Source organism: Pseudomonas sp. MEJ108 (assembly GCF_030208985.1).
GTDB classification, from domain to species: domain Bacteria; phylum Pseudomonadota; class Gammaproteobacteria; order Pseudomonadales; family Pseudomonadaceae; genus Aquipseudomonas; species Aquipseudomonas fragariae.
On sequence record NZ_JARVSW010000041.1, the window covers coordinates 25,307 to 44,661 of the forward strand.

Annotated in this window: 17 protein-coding genes and 3 pseudogenes; 15 read left to right on the forward strand and 5 right to left on the reverse strand. The window is 58.4% G+C overall.

The genetic code is table 11. The annotated features are described in order from the left end of the window. Positions 1-131: 131 nt before the first annotated feature. Together QRN50_RS25960 and QRN50_RS25965 are read left to right on the forward strand one after the other, a co-directional pair. Positions 132-770 (forward strand): annotated as a pseudogene (locus QRN50_RS25960) (PAS domain-containing protein); the annotation flags it as partial. A gap of 150 nt (positions 771-920) precedes the next feature. Further along, positions 921-1,355: pseudogene (locus QRN50_RS25965) on the forward strand (methyl-accepting chemotaxis protein); the annotation flags it as partial. A gap of 88 nt (positions 1,356-1,443) precedes the next feature. On the opposite strand, the gene QRN50_RS18395 reads toward QRN50_RS25965, so the two are convergent. Beyond that, the gene (locus QRN50_RS18395) at positions 1,444-3,015 is read right to left on the reverse strand and encodes an alkaline phosphatase D family protein (RefSeq protein WP_096126472.1); all 1,572 of its coding nucleotides are present in this window, start codon (positions 3,013-3,015) and stop codon (positions 1,444-1,446) included. Further along, positions 3,012-3,575: a GNAT family N-acetyltransferase gene (locus tag QRN50_RS18400; RefSeq protein ID WP_024660594.1), complete on the reverse strand. Its 564-nt coding sequence runs from the start codon at positions 3,573-3,575 to the stop codon at positions 3,012-3,014. The genes QRN50_RS18395 and QRN50_RS18400 overlap by 4 nt, the downstream gene beginning before the upstream one ends. A 201-nt stretch (positions 3,576-3,776) precedes the next feature. On the opposite strand from QRN50_RS18400, the gene QRN50_RS18405 reads away from it, so the two are divergent. The 8 genes and pseudogenes from QRN50_RS18405 to QRN50_RS18445 form a co-directional block, all read left to right on the forward strand. Further along, positions 3,777-4,184: an ExbD/TolR family protein gene (locus tag QRN50_RS18405; RefSeq protein ID WP_003345964.1), complete on the forward strand. Its 408-nt coding sequence runs from the start codon at positions 3,777-3,779 to the stop codon at positions 4,182-4,184. A 2-nt stretch (positions 4,185-4,186) separates the two neighbouring features. Continuing rightward, complete coding sequence (locus QRN50_RS18410) at positions 4,187-4,951, forward strand: energy transducer TonB family protein (protein ID WP_032656645.1); 765 nt, start codon at positions 4,187-4,189, stop codon at positions 4,949-4,951. 20 nt (positions 4,952-4,971) lie between these two features. Beyond that, the gene (locus QRN50_RS18415; RefSeq protein WP_096126471.1) at positions 4,972-7,254 is read left to right on the forward strand and encodes a TonB-dependent receptor; all 2,283 of its coding nucleotides are present in this window, start codon (positions 4,972-4,974) and stop codon (positions 7,252-7,254) included. 24 nt (positions 7,255-7,278) lie between these two features. Continuing rightward, positions 7,279-7,929: a MotA/TolQ/ExbB proton channel family protein gene (locus QRN50_RS18420; RefSeq protein WP_003404753.1), complete on the forward strand. Its 651-nt coding sequence runs from the start codon at positions 7,279-7,281 to the stop codon at positions 7,927-7,929. Between the two features lie 64 nt (positions 7,930-7,993). Next, positions 7,994-9,235: a phospholipase D-like domain-containing protein gene (locus QRN50_RS18425; RefSeq protein WP_024641692.1), complete on the forward strand. Its 1,242-nt coding sequence runs from the start codon at positions 7,994-7,996 to the stop codon at positions 9,233-9,235. A gap of 49 nt (positions 9,236-9,284) precedes the next feature. Beyond that, entirely contained in the window at positions 9,285-9,770 is a 486-nt protein-coding gene (locus QRN50_RS18430; protein WP_024641693.1) for a GNAT family N-acetyltransferase, read from the forward strand. A gap of 318 nt (positions 9,771-10,088) precedes the next feature. Continuing rightward, complete coding sequence (mltA, locus tag QRN50_RS18440; protein WP_054092111.1) at positions 10,089-11,291, forward strand: murein transglycosylase A; 1,203 nt, start codon at positions 10,089-10,091, stop codon at positions 11,289-11,291. Between the two features lie 91 nt (positions 11,292-11,382). Beyond that, positions 11,383-11,843 (forward strand): annotated as a pseudogene (locus tag QRN50_RS18445) (alginate O-acetyltransferase AlgX-related protein); the annotation flags it as partial. Between the two features lie 363 nt (positions 11,844-12,206). On the opposite strand, the gene QRN50_RS18450 reads toward QRN50_RS18445, so the two are convergent. From QRN50_RS18450 to parS, 3 genes are all read right to left on the reverse strand, one after another. Then, the gene (locus QRN50_RS18450; protein WP_024660599.1) at positions 12,207-14,243 is read right to left on the reverse strand and encodes an S-type pyocin domain-containing protein; all 2,037 of its coding nucleotides are present in this window, start codon (positions 14,241-14,243) and stop codon (positions 12,207-12,209) included. A 303-nt stretch (positions 14,244-14,546) separates the two neighbouring features. Further along, positions 14,547-15,008 carry an RES family NAD+ phosphorylase gene (locus tag QRN50_RS18455; protein WP_003408520.1) on the reverse strand — a complete coding sequence of 154 codons (462 nt, stop codon included), beginning with the start codon at positions 15,006-15,008 and terminating at the stop codon, positions 14,547-14,549. Then, the gene (gene parS / locus QRN50_RS18460; protein WP_011266691.1) at positions 15,005-15,454 is read right to left on the reverse strand and encodes a type II RES/Xre toxin-antitoxin system antitoxin; all 450 of its coding nucleotides are present in this window, start codon (positions 15,452-15,454) and stop codon (positions 15,005-15,007) included. The genes QRN50_RS18455 and parS overlap by 4 nt, the downstream gene beginning before the upstream one ends. A gap of 265 nt (positions 15,455-15,719) precedes the next feature. Here parS and QRN50_RS18465 point away from each other — a divergent pair, with 265 nt between their 5' ends. From QRN50_RS18465 to QRN50_RS18485, 5 genes are all read left to right on the forward strand, one after another. Then, positions 15,720-16,724, forward strand: coding sequence for a response regulator (locus tag QRN50_RS18465; RefSeq protein WP_003421645.1), 1,005 nt, complete (start codon positions 15,720-15,722; stop codon positions 16,722-16,724). A 3-nt stretch (positions 16,725-16,727) separates the two neighbouring features. Next, positions 16,728-17,210, forward strand: a complete 483-nt coding sequence (locus QRN50_RS18470) for a PAS domain-containing protein (protein ID WP_003404789.1) — start codon at positions 16,728-16,730, stop codon at positions 17,208-17,210. 96 nt (positions 17,211-17,306) lie between these two features. Next, on the forward strand, positions 17,307-18,563 hold the full coding sequence (aroA, locus tag QRN50_RS18475; RefSeq protein WP_024652559.1) for a 3-phosphoshikimate 1-carboxyvinyltransferase: 1,257 nt from the start codon (positions 17,307-17,309) through the stop codon (positions 18,561-18,563). 147 nt (positions 18,564-18,710) lie between these two features. Next, entirely contained in the window at positions 18,711-18,965 is a 255-nt protein-coding gene (locus QRN50_RS18480; protein WP_024652560.1) for an AbrB/MazE/SpoVT family DNA-binding domain-containing protein, read from the forward strand. Then, positions 18,962-19,309, forward strand: coding sequence for a type II toxin-antitoxin system ChpB family toxin (locus tag QRN50_RS18485; protein WP_060400552.1), 348 nt, complete (start codon positions 18,962-18,964; stop codon positions 19,307-19,309). Before QRN50_RS18480 ends, QRN50_RS18485 begins: the two co-directional genes overlap by 4 nt. The last annotated feature ends 46 nt before the right edge of the window (positions 19,310-19,355 follow it).

Here is a 19,355-nt window from a genome sequence, read left to right on the forward strand (position 1 = left end):
TTGTGTCGATATATACGTACAACCTCACTATGGGTGCCGTCATGTTCAACACTCGCTTGAAAAAGGAATTACAGGCACAAAAGGCCGAGTTATCCATGTACCGGCAGATGCAGAAAGGGATGGATGCGCAAATGGTCTGTCTGACTCTGGACGCCAGCTACCACATCGTCCACGCCAACGACAACCTTCTCAGTACGCTTGGCTACTCGCTCGAGCAAGTGCTGGGCAAGGATCTGGACCACTTGGTGCCCACTTACGTCAAACAGCTTGATTGCTACCGCAGTCTCAAAGTGGCGGTGCAGAAGGGCGAGTCGGTCATCGACAGGTACCGTTTTCTGCATGCCGATGGCCGGCTGATATGGATTCGCGCCCTCTGGCAGCCGGTGCTGGATGAGCAGGGCAGACTGATGACGTTGCAATGCTACGGATCGGACATCACCCAGATCGTCGAGACCGCTGCCGAGAACTCTGCGTTTATTCAGGCATTGTTGCGCTCCACCGCCGTGATCGAGTTCAACCTGAGCGGCCAGGTACTGACTGCCAACGATCAGTTCCTGCGTGGCATGGGTTACAGCCTGGCGCAGATCAAGGGTAAGCATCACAGCATGTTCTGTGATCCGGCAGAAACCTCTCAGGCGTCGTACCGGGAATTCTGGGCGATGCTTAACCGTGGCGAGTTCGTGGCCGGACGCTTCAAGCGTATCGATAGCAACGGGCGTGAGGTCTGGCTGGAAGCAACCTACAACCCGGTCCACGATGCTCAGGGCAAACTCTACAAGGTGGTCAAGTTCGCCACGATGGTGACCGACCAGGTGGCGCGCGAAGAAGAGGTCAGTCAGGCCGCCAGCGTGGCGTTTGAAATCTCCCAGCAGACCGACGTCAGCGCCCAGCGCGGCGCGGATGTGGTGCAAAACACTGTCCAGACCATGCGCAAGATTTCCGAAGAAATGCAGACGGCCTCCTCGGGCATTGAAGCGTTGGGCAAACAGTCACTGCTGATCAATTCTATCGTGCAGACCATTGGTGGCATTGCCCAGCAGACCAACCTGCTGGCGCTCAACGCCGCCATCGAGGCCGCGCGTGCCGGTGAGCAGGGCCGTGGCTTTGCCGTGGTGGCTGACGAAGTCCGCCAACTGGCAGGCCGCACCAGCGCCGCAACCGAAGAAATCGTCAGCGTCGTGCAGCAAAACCAGACGCTGGCCGATGAGGCGGTACGCGGCATGGCCAACAGCCGCACTCAGGCGGAGCAGGGATTGGTGCTGGCCAACGAGGCCGGTGCAGTGATCGTCGAGATTCAGGAGGGGGCCAAGCAGGTGGTGGGCGCCGTGGGGCGGTTTGCCAATCAGTTGAAATGATCCTGCTGTGCCTCCGCTGCATGGCGCAAACGCCTAAGGCCCGTCAATGCGGGCTTTAGGCGTTTCAATGTTGACTCATGTTCAGGCGTCACACCGCAACAGCCCCCGCCTTGCCAGCCTCCACCACAAAACGCTTCAGCGTCGACAAGCTCGCCGCAGGGGCCAGCACATCCGACACCACTTGAAAGCGGGTCTGCATGTGCTGTTCGTTCAGGTCGACTGCCACGTAGCCGCGTTGACGGCTGTCGAAGAACTTCACGTGTGGGTTGAGGCCGAGAATGCTGTTGAAGGCGTCGAACGGTGGCCCGCTGGAGGTTACCGAAGTGCCGACGAATTCGGTGGCGACGATGGCTGAATCCGGATTGCCTGCGTCGGCGTGCAGGTCGGTGGTCCAGAACGAATGGATATCGCCACCCCAGAACACCGGGTTGCGGGTCTGGTGGCGTTGCAGGGAGGCCAGCACGCGCTCGCGGGTGGTCATGTAGCCGTCCCAGCCGTCGGTCCAGTGGCCCTGCGCCTGGGTCTTGAGATCGCGCTGTTCCAGTGGCGCGACCAGCAAATCCTGGGCAATGACATTCCACTGTCCGGGAGACTCGGCGAAGCTGCGGTCCAGCCAGGTTTCCTGTTCCCAGCCGAGCATGGTGCGTTTCGGGTCACGCAGATCCGGGCAGTCGCTGGGCGCGACGTGACCTCGACGGCTGCCGTTGGCCTGGATGCAGGGTTGCTCTGAGCGGTACTGTCGACCATCCAGAACGTGAAAACGTGCCAGACGCCCATAGTCGAGGTTGCGGTAGATACGCATTTCCTGTCCTTTGGGCAGGCTGCTGGCGCGCAACGGCATGTGTTCGTAAAACGCCTGATAGGCGGCGGACCTGCGGCGCAGGAAACTGTCCACCGGCACGTTGGGGTCCTGTGACCACTGGGCGGCGTAGTCATTTTGCACTTCGTGGTCGTCCCAGGTGGCGACGCTCGGCGCACAGGCATGCAGCGCTTGCAGGTCGGGGTCGGTCTTGTACTGCGCGTATCGATTGCGATAGCCCGCCAGGTCCATAGGGTCAGGTGTCGCGTGGTGACGCGGGAACCGAGGGATTTCCGAGGACACGTTCATCTCATAGATGTAGTCGCCAAGAAAGAACACCAGATCCGGGCGCTCCGCGGCCAGGTGTCGATAGGCGCTAAAGTACCCTGCTTCCCAGTGCGAGCACGACACGAAGCCGAACCGCGCCGAGACCATCGCGCTTGCCAGCGGTGCAGTGCAGGCCTGACCGACAGCGCTTTGCGCCCCCAGGCTCTCGAACTGATACCAATAAGGACGCCCAGGCTGCAAGCCGCTTACTTCGACATGCACCGAATGGGCAAGGCGCGGGTGGGCGGTGGCCTGTCCTGTGCGGACTACGTGAACCATGGCCGCATCGCTGGCGATCTTCCAACGCACCTCAACGGGTTTGTTCAGCCCGCCATCACCCGAGGGCGTCATCACCTTGGGCGCCAGGCGTGTCCATATCACGAAGCCGTCCGGCAACGGATCGCCAGACGCCACGCCGAGCGTGAACGGGTAATCGACCCCCGCGCTGCGCGCAAACGGGCTGAGGATCGACAGCAACGTGGCACCGGCGACTCCGGTAATGATGCGTCGACGGTCCGGGTTGAAATCGGTCATGACGTGGCCTCCGATGATGCGTATTCGGAGCGCAACAGTCCGAACAGCAGCATGTTCTTGAACACACCGTTTTTCAGAAATGCCTCTCTGGTACAGCCCTCATACGATAACCCGCACTTCTCCAGGACCCTGGCGCTGGCCGGGTTGTCGCTGAAGCACTGGCCGGCGATGCGGTTGAGGTTCATGTCCGTGAAGCCATGCCTCAGCAAGCCTTTAGCCGCTTCGCAGGCATAACCCTGATTTTGGTATTGGATTCCTGTCCAGTAACCCAGATGGCCGCTGCGATGCGACAGCGAAAGGCGTAGCGAGACGATCCCGGTCAACGCTCCGCTTTCCTGAAGGTGAACCCCGAGGCTCACCGTCTGACCGGCGGCGTACTGGTCATGGGTCTGTGCGATGAATGCCCGCGCATGCTCAAGGGTGTAGGGGCTGGGCAGCGCAGAGGTCATGGCCGCAATGGTCGGTTCGTCGGCCAGGTGTGACAAGGTGAGTGCTTGTTCAGGCTGTAACGCAGCGAGCAGCAGACGCGAGGTTCTGATAGTGGGCAGCGGGTGACTCATCCGTATTTTCCGTCGGGTTGAATGCTCAAACGCTGGCGCGTTGTTATGGCATTTCCGTGACGGCCTCAAGAATCATTTAAGTGTCATGAGATGTACAGGTAACAGCCATGTAACAGTCATGTATCGGTCTTGTAAAACCAACCGATCGGTCATGTTCGGTTGCTAGATTCTCGGCCTCTAACAAGAAAGCGAGAGGCTGGCATGAGAACGTGGGACGAACCTAAAAAGCGCAAGGCGCACATCGAACTGATCCCCATGATCGACGTGATGATGTTCCTGCTGGTCTTTTTCGTATTGGTAAGCCTGAACGTGATTCCAGCGTTGGGGATGAAAACCCAGTTGCCGAGTGCCAGCAGTTCACAGCAGCTCAAGCCGCAGAACAAATCGATCCTGACGCTGGGGCTCAACGGCGAATTACAGCTCGACGGCAAGGCGACCACGGTCGACGCCCTGGTGCCTGCCTTGAAGGCGCTGGAAAAACCCGACAGCAAAACCACGATCATCGTTAACAGTGACAAGGGCGTGGAAGTCGCCCGGCTGGTCGAGATTATGGACACCCTGCGTCTGGGTGGCTTCACGTCAGTCTCCATCGCCACGCGCAAATCCTGACCATGTATTTTCTGTTTCGTGTACGTCAGTGGCTCGGCGGCCTGCCTGCGCTGGTGGCGCTCATCGCAATCGTGATCGGTGTGCAGACCCGTCCGCTGAAAATGGAGCCGGTCTACGACGAGTCGGCCGTGGAGCTGGCGCTGATCGAGCCCGAGCCGCCTGCGCCCGAGCCCGTCGTGCAGCCCGAGGCGCCTGCGGTACAGCCTGACGAGCCGCCACCTCCGCCACCTGTAGTCGAAAGCGAAGAAGCCGAACCGGCGCCACCTCCACCGCCGCCCAAGCCCGTTCCCAAGCCAAAACCCAAGCCGGAGATCAAGCCAGAACCCCGGCCTAAGCCCTTGCCCAAACCGGCAGTGGCAAAACCCGTCGAGCCGGTTCAGGCACCCAGTAAGCCGATCGCCAGCGCCCCGGTTGCGCCGCCGTCACCGCCTGCGCCACCCGCACCACCGAAGGTCGACACCCAGGGTATGGAAGGTGGCTACCTCAAGGGGCTGCGCAGTGAACTGGACGGTTACAAACAATACCCGACTGGCCGTCAGGCCTCACTGGAGCGCCCGAGCGGCGAGGTTGTGGTGTGGTTATTGGTCGACCGCCAGGGGCGAGTGCTGGACTCCGGCATTCAGACCCAGGCCTCCAGCATGCTGCTCAACCGTGCAGCCGCCAACAGTCTGCGACGCATCAAGCAGGTCAAGCCGTTTCCCGAGCAAGCCTTTGGTGGACGCAGCGAACAGCGCTTCACCGCCACCTTCAACTACAGCGTGCAATAGCACTGACAAGGAACAAAGTGATGAAGTTTTCCAGAATTCACCTTGCGTTGGTCGCCGCGGGCATGAGTCACGGCATGGTTATGGCCGACTCGAGTGGCAGTGACGTCGGCACCATTGGTGTGCAAGGCAGGGCGACGGTTGGGGGTGGCTACATGGTGCAGGAGGAGAGCATCAAGGCGCGCTCCACTGTCACCAAAGAAGCGCTCGACAAGCAGACCGCAACAGGTAACGCGATCGACAAGCTCAAGTACACACCGGGCCTGAACATCTCCAGCGAAGACGCCACGGGTCTGTCCGGCTTTCGCTTTACCATGCGCGGTCTCAACTCCGATCAGGTCGGCATGTCGGTGGACGGTATGCCGATCAACGACTCCGGCAACTACGCGCTGTACTCCAACCTGCTGGGGGACCCGGAAAACATCGATCAGATTTTCGTGACTCAAGGCTCTGCCGAAAGTGACGGCCCGCACATCGGTTCCAGCGGCGGCAACATCGGTATCGTCACCATCCGGCCCACCAAGGAAACCGGCGCATTCGTCAAGCAGGTGGCGGGCAGCAACGGCACTTACAAGACCTTCGCGCGACTCAACACCGGAGAAATCAACGGGCTGAGCAACTGGCTGTCGATGTCTCACACCGAAGGTCAGAAATGGCGCGGCGATGGCGCGGTGCGTGCCGACAAGGTGGAGTGGAACAGCTTCTTCGACATGGGCTCGGGCAATACCGCCAACCTGATCCTCAAGTACCACGAGCAGGACAACAACAGTTACAGCCAGCTCACCAAGAGTCAGTTCCAGCAGAACGGGCGCAAGTTTGACCCTTATCCTTCGACGCCTGCACTGGGCAGCAACGGCAAATTGTCCAGCTACTACGAGCTGGCGCAGAACCCGTTCCAGACGTTCACCGGCGTGCTCAATACCCAATTCAAGCTGGCCGACAATCTGTCTCTTTCAGTCATCCCGTATTATTTCTGGGGTAACGGCAGCGGCGTGAACAGTTCTTCCTATGCGCTCAATCGCGGCTCGAATCAGAACGGTGTGTTCGACCTGAGCAACCTGCCGACGGCGGCGGCTTATAACGCAGACGGGTCATCGACCACTGGCGTGTATTACCGGCCGTCGCGCACGCAGACCTGGCGTCCGGGCATCACCACCAAGTTGAACTGGGACGTCAACGACGAGCACAGCGTACAGGTCGGCTACTGGTATGAACGCGCGCGCCAGTCGCAGACTCAGCCGTTCATCCGCCTGAAGAGCAATGGCAAGCCTGAAAGCATCCAGCCGGATTCGGACTACATGGTCGATGCCAACGGCAACGAGATCCAGGGCCGTGACCGCTATACCGTGACGCCTGCACAAAAAGTCTGGGCTCAGGACACCTGGTATTTCTCCCCGGACTGGACGCTGGTCGGCGGCCTGGCCTTCATGAACGTCGAACGTGAAGGCACCAACCACGGCAGCCTGACCGAGCGGCCGGAAAAACGCGACCAGACCTACAACAAGCTGTTGCCGAACGTCGGCCTCAAATACCAGCTGGATGAGCGCGACCAGTTGTTCTACAGCCTGTCACGCAACATGCGCGTGCCGCAGAACTACGTTCTGTATGACCCGGGCACCGGCTCCATCGACAGCAAGCCGGAAACCAGCTGGAACCACGAACTGGGCTGGCGCTACACCGAACAGGACATGACGCTGGCGGCCACACTGTTTTACCTGCAGTTCAAGGACCGTCAGGTGTCATCAAAAGACGTCAATGGCGACTTTGCCGACATCAATGCCGGTGCAGTCGACAACAGCGGTCTGGAATTGGAATGGAGTGGCCTGCTGCCGCACCATTTCAATTACTACACCTCGTACACCTACACCCGCGCCAAACAGAAAGATGACCTGACCGTGTTCAATAACGGTACCGCCATCGAACTGCCGACCAGTGGCAAGCAATTTACCAACGTGCCGAAGAACATGCTGGCCGCCAACCTCGGCTACGACGACGGAAGTTATTACGGGACCTTTGGCGCCAAGCTCACCAGCAAGCTGTATGGCGACCTGACCAACGACGAAAGCATTCCGGGGCGCACCATCTTCAATCTGGGCGCAGGTATCTACCTCCCGGTGGACAAGAAAATCGTCAAGGACGCCACCTTGCGTCTGAACGTCGACAACCTGTTCGACAAGCAATACCTGGACGGCGTGTACACCACCAAAACCAACGCGGGCACTTACAGCGGTTTCCGCGATGGCGACCCGGCCTACATCGTCGGGGTCGAGCGTACCGTCACCGTTTCTCTTGAAGCCAATTTCTAATTTCATTGACCAGAGGTCCGTGCCATGGACATGAATCAGCTTCACGACATCACCTTCTATGTGATGTACGCCGCCATCGCGATAGCAATCTTTGTCGCGATTGAACGAGGCATCTACTTTGCCTACGTGCGTCGCCAGTCGCGGGCCCTGCAAACGGCACTCGGTGCTTCGGTACACAGTGAAAAGGACCTGCCGGAGACGCTGACGCGCCGGACCAGCCTGCCACTGGAAATGGTCCTGCCGGTGCTTGCGCAAAAAAATGCACAGGGCTCGCGCAGAGATCTGGATGATGTCATCGAAACCCAGTACCTGAGCACGCGCGCACCGCTGGCCCGTAGCCTCTGGCTGATCGAAACCATCACCACCGCTGCGCCACTGTTGGGCTTGTTAGGGACGATTCTGGGCATCATCGACACCTTCAAGGCCCTGGCCAGTGCCGGGGTCTCCGATCCCGGGCAGATTTCCGCCGGTATCGGTACAGCGCTGTTCGCGACCGGGCTGGGTATTGCCATTGCCTTGTTCTGCGTGGTCTTTCACAACTACTTTCAGGACAGCCTGGAACGCATCAACGACCAACTCAAGATCCTGCTGATCCGTGCTTCCAGCGGCGCACGTGTGCATGACGAGGCCGAGCATCCGGCTGTTTCGGCTCAACCGAAATACCGCACGGCCTGATCCAAATAGCGGCGCGTGCCTCTGGCATTCGCCATCTTGTCTGTGTCTGGCGATGAGGCTCGCAATGCCCTTTTACCCTTCATATCGTCGACTGTCCCTGAGCTACCGCGCCGTGATCGCAGCGTTACTGCTGGGCAGTTCGTGCGCGCAAGCAGACTTCGCCATCCCGGGTTTCGAGCTGGTACATACCGTGCCGGTCGGGTCTGACTTGCAGACGCCTGACCTGCGAGCACCCGGCGAAGTCTGGCGCGAGCTGTTTGACGGGGCTCGCGAGCGTATCGACATCGAACAGTTCTATGTCGCAGACCACGCAGGCTCGGTCATGGACAAGGTGCTTGAAAGCCTGACGGCAGCCGGGCAGCGCGGAGTGAAAATCCGGTTTCTGCTGGAAGAAAAAGGCCTGAAACTTTCCGACCCGCAGACCCTTGAGCGACTGCGCGCGATCCCCAACCTCACCTTGCGCGTACTGCCCTACGCAAAGCTCACGGGCAGCGGCATCATTCACGCCAAATTCCTGGTCGTGGATGGCCGACAGGCGTTCATCGGCAGTCAGAACTTCGATTGGCGCTCACTGGAGCACATCCACGAAACCGGCCTGCGCATTGACGAGCCGACCGTCGTGGGCCAGACGCAGGCCATATTCGATCAGGACTGGCTTGCCCAGGCTGCCATTACCGAGGGCAAACCGGTTCCGGTGCCGCGCCCGGTCGATAGCACATCGCCCAACGGCAACTACCTGATCGCCAGTCCGCAGCGCTATAACCCGCCAGGGGTCGTCGACTCCCAGACCGAACTGCCCCGTTTGCTGGCGCAAGCCAAAAGCGAGGTTCGTGTCCAGTTGCTGGATTACGCGCCCCTGTCCTACGGGGCCGACAAAACCCGGCCTTACTATGCGGTCATCGATAATGCCCTGCGCAGCGCAGCCGCCCGCGGTGTGTCAATAAAACTCATGGTGTCCGACTGGAACACCGGCATGCCCGAAGTCGCCTACCTCAAGAGTCTGGCCCTGGTGCCCAACGTGCAGGTGCGCATCGTCACACTGCCGATGGCCGATCAGGGTTTTATCCCCTATGCACGCGTGATCCACAGCAAGACCATGGATATTGATGATCAGGTGGCCTGGGTAGGCACCAGCAACTGGCTGGGCGGCTACCTCGACAACTCGCGCAATCTGGAAGTGGTGATGCACGATAGCTCGATGGCCAGGCGCATCGGCCAACTGCACGAGCAGCTTTGGGATGGACCGTACGCCAAACCCATCGACATCAATCGCGACTACCCGGAACCGCATCCGGGCCAACCTTGACCGTAAGCAGATGGTTAGCCGAAAGGGTAGCGTTAGTGAGGGGGCTGACATGAGCTTGATCGTCCGTGCCATGGCAGACAGTGACTGGTCTTCGCTGGCTGATATGTTTGAACAACCGGTATTCCGTTGGTGGACGCTTCGCATGCCGTACCAGTCAATCAACGACATAAAAAAGCTTGTCGAAAGTCGAAGTGCTTCTGGGCTGTCCCTCGTTGCCGAGCGCGATGGCGTGGTTGTCGGCTGCGCCATGCTCTATCGTTTTCAGGGGCGCAGGCAGCACGTAGCTGATTTCTGGATGGGGGTTGCAGACAGTCATCATCGCCAGGGCATTGGTGACTTGTTATTGAACGAGCTCACCGCCACTGCCTGTCGATGGATGAATTTAAAGCGCCTGGAGCTTACTGTTTTCGTTGATAACAAGGCCGCTATCGCGCTGTATGAAAAGAATGGCTTTGTCATAGAGGGCACGCACAGGAAATTCGCCTATCGAGATGGCGAATACATAGACGCTTTCAGCATGGCAGCAGTCTACTGAGATCTTTTAAAAGAGCCTCGGAATGCAGCCTGTTTGTTATGAGGTCCGAAGTCGGGTCCGTGCAGCTCGTCCCTGACACTTAAAGCGGTGCGAACCAAGGGCGCCCATAAACCGTTTGAGCTATTCCACGCAGCACCGGCCCAACGCGTACCACTCATGAGCGCTGACTTGCTCGACTCCATCTTTCTCCTACGCCGCGTCTCCACATCATCCTGGCTGACTTTTCAGACAAACCCTAGGCCCCTCTGCCCGCTTCAGCCACAATGACACCTTTCACCCACCAGCCTGCTGCAGGCTGTAAACGGATTGGTGCTACTGATGATGCTCTCTTTCAAGCCATGGTTGCGGGGCCTGGCGCTGGTTTTGCCTCTGGCTGCGTTGCTGACCGCGTGTGACAAGTCCGACAAACCGGTGACGCCGTCTGCGCCGCCGCACACCACGTATAGCCAGGCTGGCTGGGACGCGCTGCCGGCGGTGTCGGACGCGGATTTGCAGGCCGGTTTTGCCTCGTGGCGCAGTGCGTGTGTCCGTTTGAAGGCCGATGCGGTGTGGGGGCCGACGTGTGCGGCGGCTGCGAGTCTTGCGGCTGCACCGGATGTTGCGCAGATCCGCACCTTTTTGCAGGAGCAGTTGCAGGTCTACAGCCTGCGCGCCGACGGGGGCAGTGCCGATGGTTTGATCACCGGTTATTACGAGCCTGTCTATCCGGGCAGTCTGACTCAGACCGCCACGGCCAATGTGCCGGTGTATGGCATTCCGGACGATCTGATCGTGGTCAATCTGGACAGCATTTATCCCGAGCTAAAAGGCAAGCGTCTGCGCGGTCGGCTTGAGGGGCGGGTGCTCAAGCCTTACGACGACGCTGCAACGATCAGCACGCAGGGCTTGAACGCGCCGGTGATTGCCTGGCTGACCGACCCGATGGATCTGCAATTCCTGCAGATTCAGGGCTCGGGGCGCGTGAGTCTGGAAGATGGCTCGCAGCTGCGTCTGGGCTATGCCGATCAGAACGGTCGTCCGTATCGCGCGATTGGTCGCTGGCTGGTAGAGCAGGGGCAGTTGAAGAAGGAAGACGTGACCATGGGCAGCATCGCAGCCTGGGCCAAGGCGCATCCGGAGCGGATCGGCGAACTGCTGGCGAGTAATCCCAGCTACGTGTTTTTCGCCCGTAACCCCGACAGTAATGAAGGCCCGCGCGGCTCGCTGAATGTGCCGCTGACCCCGGGCTATAGCGTGGCCATCGACCGCAAGGTGATTCCGCTGGGCAGTCTGCTCTGGCTCTCGACGACGCGGCCGGATGGCAGCAGCGTGGTGCGTCCGGTCGCTGCCCAGGACACGGGCGGTGCGATTGCCGGTGAAGTACGCGCTGACCTGTTCTGGGGGACCGGCGACGAGGCGGGCAAGCTGGCTGGCGACATGAAGCAGAAAGGCAATATCTGGCTGTTGTGGCCCAAGGGCATGCCGTTGCCTCAGTCCGCAGAAACAGCTCCTGCAGCCACCCCGGCTGCTGCCAGTCACTGAAATCCCTTCACCTCGATAGCTACCGTCCTGCTAAATGGATAGGTAGCTATCTTCTTCATGCACCCGTTTTCCTTCCAAATACGCTTGAGATAGCGAAATGCAATGGGGCGAGAGTGCTGCCAACAGCGCCGCCAGAGCCATCGGTTTGCAGGTGGAAAAAGCCGGCATTCAGGCCACTTCACAGCGTCAATTCCAGATTTAGACGTTACGCATTGCCGAGTGCCCCGGCGGACTCGACTGGTTGCCGTCGTCATTACAACCTGCGCCGTAAAGCGTGGCCGCCACGCAGATCACCGAGCTTGCCAATGAATCGACGGAGACAGCAAGCTGCCCAACGTCGCGCTGATCGGCACGTCGTTCTCGCGCAATTCGGGTTTTGTCGGTTTTCTACAGCGCGCACTCGGCGCCCCGATTGGCAACGTTGCCAACCTTTACTTTGACAACCCGGCCTTCCGCCAGACGCCGCCCAAACTGCTTATATGGGAAATTCCCGAGTGGGATCTGCAGACCATTTATGGGAGGGTCGACAAGTTAGATGTACCTGTAAAATAAAGCTCGGGCATACCCTGTTCGAGACAGGGTTACGATTATCAAGTCTCAGATGGAGGAACGCCCGGCTGAAGCCGGGCGTTCTTTAAATAGTGTAACTTTTATTCAAAAGAATATTTTTTTTCGGCGATGAAAGCGGGCTCCTTCCAGCTGGGTCCTTTAGACGTGCGACCATTTGCATCTAAAGCCAGAATGCCCTCACGGAAAAGTCGGGTGTAAGTTCCCCAAAGCTCACCGGACTGAAGCGCCTCAAATTTATAAGTGGTGTACAGTCTGTCTATCCGTGGTTGGGACGTAGTTAGAGCCAGGACTGCCAATACATCTGCCACGGTTTCGTTAATGATAATGTCTCTGATGTGGGTCATTTCATTGGCCTCTCAATGCGTCAGCATGATCTTGTTTGTCACCAGCCGATTGAGCCGCTTCGGTGTAAAGAAAATCACGATTTTCGTTAATTCTATAATCCTCAAGGGCTGCCGTATGAGCGTTATTCCATACGTTACCTTGCACGCCATCAGCCACCCCCAGTGCCCTGTAACGTTCTAATTCCCTGAGCTCGTGGGTGTAAAATCTTTTATCAGTATCCGTCACGGCTAACTCGCCGCGCAAAATTTTTTCCAGACGATCAATCATTATAGTATTTGCATCTGATGAGCCGAATCGGCCTGTGTGCAGCTTAACGAGATCAATGCCGTCCTGAGTGACTGAGGCGGTTGTCCAGTCAAGGTTTTGGGTGGGGCCGCCCGCTTTTTCAGGATCGTACATTCGACCGCTATGCTCTCCTTTGGTTGTTGCCCCTTCATAGGGGCTGTTGAACACGGCATAGACCGGAGGCAAACCCGAATTTAAAGGATAAACGTAAATGGCGTCCCGAATGTCCATCTGGCCGGTGGCGGGTAAAGGCTCGGCTTTCACCTCGATAGGTTCCAGTGTAATTCCAGCGTACGCCGGAGTTTCGACTGGTTGCGCCACCGTCGTCGTTGAGCTGTTTCCAGGTGCTGCGATTGGAAACGTCAAGGTGATGGGCGGGGTGTCCGAAGTGGTAAAGGTGTAGGCGTTGGCCACTGGGTCCAGTATCAGAGCCCTCACAGGCACCTTGGGAGAAAATCCGCCTTCGGCTTGTGTTGCCACGACTGAATACTTCGACTGATCGCCGTAAATTCTATAGGGCATATCGACCGTTCCACCCGTTGCCGCCACGTCATTCAAGGCGTCGGGCAGATCAGGCATCAGAACCCTGGCCGGAAGGTCCAGCATTCTTTCCGGTAACTCTCCATTGCCAAGCGAAGGGGAGTACAGCAACGTGCCGATGCCTACGGCTGTGGTAGAGCTGACAGCCGTGCCTGCGAGAGCCGTTAATATTTCGATAGCGGCTTGAATGGTAGCGTCCAGAAAGAGACCGGATCCTGCTGTAACGGAAATGACTCCTGCAACTGCACCCAACTGCGGTGTACCCGCTTCCGGGAGCCTGAGCGTCTTGCCCGCTTCTAGCGCTTGAGCTTCTGCCGTCACGCGCGCGTGCTCGTCAACGTCACGCTGGGCCTGCGTCTCTGCCTCCATACGAGCTTGTTCAGCCGCTTCGGCAGCTACTCGGCGAGCTTCTGCTTCGGCAGCAAGAAGAGCCTGCTCATCCGCTACTCGCTTGGCTTCAGCCTCCACTGCAACTCGGGCTTGTTCAGCGGTTTCGGCAGCAAGTCGAGCGTGCTCTGCAGCTTCAACGGCAAGCCTCGTCGACTCGGCTTCTGCCGCGATACGTGCGTCCTCCCTGGCCTGCGCTGCAGCAATAGTATGGCTCAGTGATACCGACCTCTCTGTGAGCATCCTGATTTTCTCTTCAAGAATTTTTGCTCTGTAGGCTGCTGTGACTGAGGCTTCCCAGCTTTTATAAACGTCAAGGGGAGAGCCCAGGTCTCTTCTTGTTTGAAAGATATTTAAAAAATCCACAGCGTTTTTTTTAATATCTACCGCCAATACATGCCTGCCAAAGAAAGCATGAGCGCCTTCGTTACTCTTGGCTAACTCAGCAGCGCGCTGTGAAATCAGGCTGTCCACCACGTTTTTTTCAATCGTAGACTTTTCTAACTCAGAGAAGGGGTAATCTCCTACGCCGGCAGAAATTTCCGCGTCAACGTCAGCCGGAAGGAGGGGCAAAAAGTCTATGTAAGACTGATGGATGTTTTGCTGTGTTGAAGAGGCCGTCACGATAATGGATATCGTGTACTGCTCGTTTCTTATACCCCTTTTACTGAAGAATGCATCCAGCTCATGGTTTGCAGGAATAGTGCCGTCCCATCGCAGCGGTCTGGCGATTACTCCGGCTCCTGACAGCGGGCCTAATGGCCTGGGCAACGGCTGGCCAGGTGTTACGATTGTGGGTGGAAGAGTAATGACGTTTTGCGGCATGTGCTTATCCTTAAGGTTTAAATCGCCCAATAATATCTCCTTGATATTAGGTAGTATTAATAGTCACGAAGTGCGGTACATAGGTATAGGTAGTTGTTTTTTTGTTCAGGCTTTCAGGCACGCAATTGAAACGCATGCTGGTGTAGGACTGGTCAGCGGCCGCACGTAGTGTTGCCGGTTTTGTAATCCATCGCAGTGTTAAGGCGTTACTTCTGGTGCTGAATGCATTGGTCGCGGCGTACATTGCTTTGAACCCATGGGACAGCAAGAGCGCCCCGTAACCGAGCTAACCGCTCAGCCAACTCACTTCAAGCGCGGATCGACCACAAACTCCAGCTCTTTCGCCGTCGCCACAACCGCCCTGAATTCCGGATGCTGGACGTTGAGCAGGTAGTTGGACTCGCGCGGAATGATCACGCTGGGCACCGCCAGTGCCAGGCTCTGAGCGGAGGCCAGCCAGTCGTCGCCGAACGAGGCGGTTGCCGGTGGCGCGGGTTCTTCACGCCAGTCGCGGGGCAGGGTGTCCGGGCGTGCATTGAGGACGTGCTCCTCGGCAATCTGCAGTTCAAGCATCGTGTAATGTTGAGCCACAGTGGCGTTGTTCAGGTGTACCAGCACTTCCAGCAGGGCCAGTGACTCGCTGCCCGCGCAGTACACGCAGGCGTTGCCCTTGCTGTTCCAGCGTCCGCCATAGAGCTTGGCGCCTTCGCCGTCGAAGGCCTGCGCCAGCCATTTGCGCTTGACCAGTCGATAGACCGCTATCACGCCACGACCCCGTGCTCCAGGCGGCCGATCAGGTCGAGCACTGCCTGAGCCTCCGCCGAGGTCGCGAGCATTTCCAGCGGCCTGCGAGTACCCAGCCCGTAGACCGGGTTGGCCAGCCACAGACGAGTCGCTTCGGCGTCGTTTTCGAACAGATCCAGCGCCGCCTTGTACACCGCTGCCAGGCGGAACAGCCGATCGCTTTCCTCGGCATTGAAGCGGCGCACCTTGAGACGTCGCTGCAAGGTCGCCGGAGCGATGCCCAGATGTTCGGCCAGGGTCGAGCGGTTCAGGTCGGTGTAATGCGCCAGACGTTCGAAGACTTCATACGGCAAGCCGTCATGCAGCGCCGAGTACAGCCGCGCGCCTCGTGCGGGAATGCCCAGGTGTTGCCAGAAATCGTCCTGCCGGGGCAGGGCTGGATGATAGTCGCGTATGGGCAGAGACATGGCACACCTGTCTATCGAGTGATTGCTATTAAATCTATCAATTGATAATAGGCACGTTTCCGACGTCGCGACAGTGATTTACAGCAACGGATAGCGAATAAAACTACAGAAACTCCAAAAATCACCGACTTAAGCTATAGGTTTAGTTTGAATGTTGCTGATCTCGCGTTATAGGCTCGAAGTCAGTCGCTTCCGATGGTGCCGTCAAACGTATACGTGCTGTCCGCCGTGGTCAGCCTGATTTTCCTGCAGTGAGAACCACACGATGTCCACGCTTGCGCTATTGATATGCGATGACTCGAACATGGCGCGAAAGCAGCTGTTGCGCGCGCTACCTGAAGACTGGGATGTGTCGGTCACGCTGGCCACCCAGGGGCAGGAAGGCCTGGAAGCGATTCGTAAAGGTCAGGGCCAGGTGGTCCTGCTCGACCTGACCATGCCGGTGATGGACGGTTACCAGACGCTGACGGCGATTCGTGCCGAAAACCTCGACGCCAAGGTGATTGTGGTGTCGGGCGACGTGCAGGACGAAGCCGTGCGTCGGGTCATGGAGCTGGGCGCGCTGGCGTTTCTGAAAAAACCTGCCGACCCGGACGAACTGAAAAGCACACTGGAGCGCCTTGGTCTGCTGGGCAAGCCTGCGGTGTCGCCGGTTGCACTGCCGGCCCTCAACAACAAGGGCGGGGTGATCAGCTTTCAGGATGCGTTCCGCGAAACCGTCAACGTAGCCATGGGCCGTGCAGCGGCGTTGCTGGCCAAGGTACTGGGTGTCTTTGTGCAGTTGCCGGTGCCCAACGTCAACATGCTCGAAGTTGGCGAGCTGCACATGGCGCTGGCCGATGCGCACAGCGATCAGCGCCTGACTGCGGTGTGTCAGGGCTACATCGGTGGCGGTATTGCAGGCGAGGCGCTGCTGATTTTCCACGACTCGGAAATTTCCGGTATCTCGCAGCTGATGGGCGGCGATCACTCCGACAGTTCCGACATGGAGATGCTCCTCGACCTGTCCACGATCCTGATCGGTGCCTGCCTGAGCGGGATTGCCGAACAGATTGACATTGCCTTTTCGCAGGGCCACCCGCAATTGTTGGGCGCGCAGGGCGGCATCGACGAGCTGATCCGCATCAATCAGCAACGCTGGAAAAAGACCCTGGCGGTCGAAATCAGTTACAGCGTGGAAGGCCACAATCTGCATTTCGATCTGCTGATGCTGTTCACCGAAGATTCGGTCGAGCTGCTTACCAAAAAACTCGCCTACATGATGAGCTGACCCATGAGCAACGCTATTGAAATCAACGAGCTTCATTGGTTGCTGGCCGTCACGCAGAACATTGACGTAGGCATCGTGGTGCTGGACCTGAACTACCGCGTGACGGTCTGGAATACCTTCATGGAAAACCGCTCGGGTGTGGTGCCCTATGTGGCCATCGACAAGACTTTTTTCGAGATTTTCCCGGAGGTCAACGCGAAGTGGTTCAGCAAGAAAATCGATAACGTCGTGACCCTCGGCACGCCGGCGTTCACCATCTGGGAGCAGCGGCCGTATCTGGTGCGTTTCAAGAATTACCAACCGATTACCGGGCAGGAGGAGTTCATGTATCAGAACACCACACTGTTCCCGCTGCGGTCGACCACCGGTGCGATCAGCCATGTGTGTCTGGTGATCTATGACGTCACCGACGTCGCGGCCAACCGCAATCAGTTGCTGGCGGCCAACGACAAGCTGCAGCAACTGTCGGGCTCAGTGAAAAGCTGACCCGCGCCCGGGCTTGGCGATGAATGAAACCGGCACTGCGGGCTTGATCCCGCTCGTGCTAGGATCGCGATTTTTCCGCTGACGCTCAGGGACATCATGCGACCTCAAGCCACCCTCACTGTTTTGCCTGTCGAGCGCCCGCTGGTCGGGCGTGTCAGCCCGCCGGGCTCCAAGTCGATCACCAACCGTGCATTGTTGCTGGCCGGGCTGGCCAAAGGCACCAGCCGCCTGACCGGCGCGCTGAAGAGTGACGACACGCGCGTGATGTCCGAAGCCTTGCGTCTGATGGGCGTGCAGGTCGACGAGCCGGATGACAGCACCTTCGTGGTCACCAGCAGCGGGCACTGGCAGGCGCCGCAACAGGCGCTGTTCCTCGGCAATGCCGGGACTGCGACACGCTTTCTGACCGCGGCACTGGCCAACTTCGAAGGCGACTTCGTGGTGGATGGCGACGAATACATGCGCAAGCGCCCGATCGGCCCGTTGGTCGATGCCTTGCAGCGCATGGGCGTGGAGGTCAGCGCACCCAGTGGTTGCCCGCCGGTGGCCATCAAGGGCAAGGGCGGTCTTGAGGCCGGTCGTATCGAAATCGACGGCAATCTGTCCAGCCAGTATGTGTCGGCACTGCTGATGGCCGGTGCCTGTGGCAAGGGGCCTGTGGAAGTTGCCCTGACAGGCAGCGAGATCGGCGCGCGTGGTTACCTCGACCTCACGCTGGCGGCCATGCAGGCGTTCGGTGCCGAGGTTCAGGCCATCGGCGACGCCGCCTGGAAAGTCTCGGCTACCGGCTATCGCGCTACGGATTTCCACATCGAACCGGATGCCTCGGCGGCCACCTACCTTTGGGCTGCGCAGGCCCTGACCGAGGGCGCTATCGACCTGGGCGTGGCCAGCAACGCGTTCACTCAGCCTGATGCACTGGCCAGTCAGATCATCGCCAGCTTCCCGAACATGCCGGCCGTGATCGACGGCTCGCAGATGCAGGACGCGATTCCCACGCTGGCCGTACTGGCCGCGTTCAATCGTCAACCGGTGCGCTTTGTCGGCATCGCCAACCTGCGGGTCAAGGAGTGCGACCGCATCTCGGCACTGTCCAACGGCCTGTGCGCCATCGCACCCGGCCTGGCGGTCGAAGAGGGTGACGATCTGATCGTTACCGCCAACCCGGCGCTGGCAGGCACTACGGTCGATGCCTTGATCGATACCCACTCCGACCATCGGATCGCCATGTGCTTTGCACTGGCGGGCCTGAAGATTGCCGGCATCCGCATTCTCGACCCTGATTGCGTCGCCAAGACCTACCCGGGGTACTGGGATGCGTTGACCTCATTGGGTGTGAGTGTTCAGCGCTGATAGATCAGGTTTATCGGCCCGGGAAGCCTGTAGGATTTCGAGACATCTTGAGCTGGCAGTCTACGGTTGTAGATACTATGTTTATACGTTGGGGTTGCATGCCTCGTGTGAGGTATCTACAGTATTGCTACGTTATGAGGTGTCTTTATGGAAGTGAAAATTCAGCAATGGGGCAATAGCGCTGCAATTCGTTTGCCCGCAAACGTGCTCAAGCAGATGAGCCTGTCTAGCGGCGATGTCCTTACGCTTGATGCGTCTGCAGAAGTCATCACGCTCAAACCCGCTAAAGCAAAGTTGCATTATCGATTGGCTGACTTGATGGCAAAATGTGATTTGAGCGCGCCTGAACCCACAGAATTGGCCGAATGGAACACCATGCAGCCAATTGGACGTGAGGTTTGAAACGGGTCAAATTCAACCGGTCGGATATTGTGCGACTGAACCTGAATCCAACCGCAGGCCGTGAACAACAGGGCGATTTTCGTCCAGCGTTGATTCTGACGCCTGCGGCTTATAACGCATCGGGCCTTGTAATTATTGTACCCATCACGCAGGGCGGCGACTTCGCTCGGTATGCCGGTTTCGCGGTGCCTTTAAGCGGTTCAGGTACCAAAACGCAGGGTGTCGTTCTTTGCAACCACATTCGAACCGTTGACCTTGAGGCTCGTGGCGCAAAGCGTGTTGAGTCAGTTCCCGAGATGATAATCGACGATGTGCTGGCTCGCGTTCAAGCCCTTTTTGAATAGCAGGTTCTGCTAGTTGCCTGGCTCCTCAATCTGCTCGCAGCCGTTT

Coding starts and splice junctions, on each gene's coding strand:
- QRN50_RS18395 (WP_096126472.1), bottom strand. CDS start 3,015: ATGACCGATTTCAACCCGGACCGTCGACGCATCATTACCGGAGTCGCC.
- QRN50_RS18400 (WP_024660594.1), bottom strand. CDS start 3,575: ATGAGTCACCCGCTGCCCACTATCAGAACCTCGCGTCTGCTGCTCGCT.
- QRN50_RS18405 (WP_003345964.1), top strand. CDS start 3,777: ATGAGAACGTGGGACGAACCTAAAAAGCGCAAGGCGCACATCGAACTG.
- QRN50_RS18410 (WP_032656645.1), top strand. CDS start 4,187: ATGTATTTTCTGTTTCGTGTACGTCAGTGGCTCGGCGGCCTGCCTGCG.
- QRN50_RS18415 (WP_096126471.1), top strand. CDS start 4,972: ATGAAGTTTTCCAGAATTCACCTTGCGTTGGTCGCCGCGGGCATGAGT.
- QRN50_RS18420 (WP_003404753.1), top strand. CDS start 7,279: ATGGACATGAATCAGCTTCACGACATCACCTTCTATGTGATGTACGCC.
- QRN50_RS18425 (WP_024641692.1), top strand. CDS start 7,994: ATGCCCTTTTACCCTTCATATCGTCGACTGTCCCTGAGCTACCGCGCC.
- QRN50_RS18430 (WP_024641693.1), top strand. CDS start 9,285: ATGAGCTTGATCGTCCGTGCCATGGCAGACAGTGACTGGTCTTCGCTG.
- mltA (WP_054092111.1), top strand. CDS start 10,089: ATGATGCTCTCTTTCAAGCCATGGTTGCGGGGCCTGGCGCTGGTTTTG.
- QRN50_RS18450 (WP_024660599.1), bottom strand. CDS start 14,243: ATGCCGCAAAACGTCATTACTCTTCCACCCACAATCGTAACACCTGGC.
- parS (WP_011266691.1), bottom strand. CDS start 15,454: ATGTCTCTGCCCATACGCGACTATCATCCAGCCCTGCCCCGGCAGGAC.
- QRN50_RS18465 (WP_003421645.1), top strand. CDS start 15,720: ATGTCCACGCTTGCGCTATTGATATGCGATGACTCGAACATGGCGCGA.
- QRN50_RS18470 (WP_003404789.1), top strand. CDS start 16,728: ATGAGCAACGCTATTGAAATCAACGAGCTTCATTGGTTGCTGGCCGTC.
- aroA (WP_024652559.1), top strand. CDS start 17,307: ATGCGACCTCAAGCCACCCTCACTGTTTTGCCTGTCGAGCGCCCGCTG.
- QRN50_RS18480 (WP_024652560.1), top strand. CDS start 18,711: ATGGAAGTGAAAATTCAGCAATGGGGCAATAGCGCTGCAATTCGTTTG.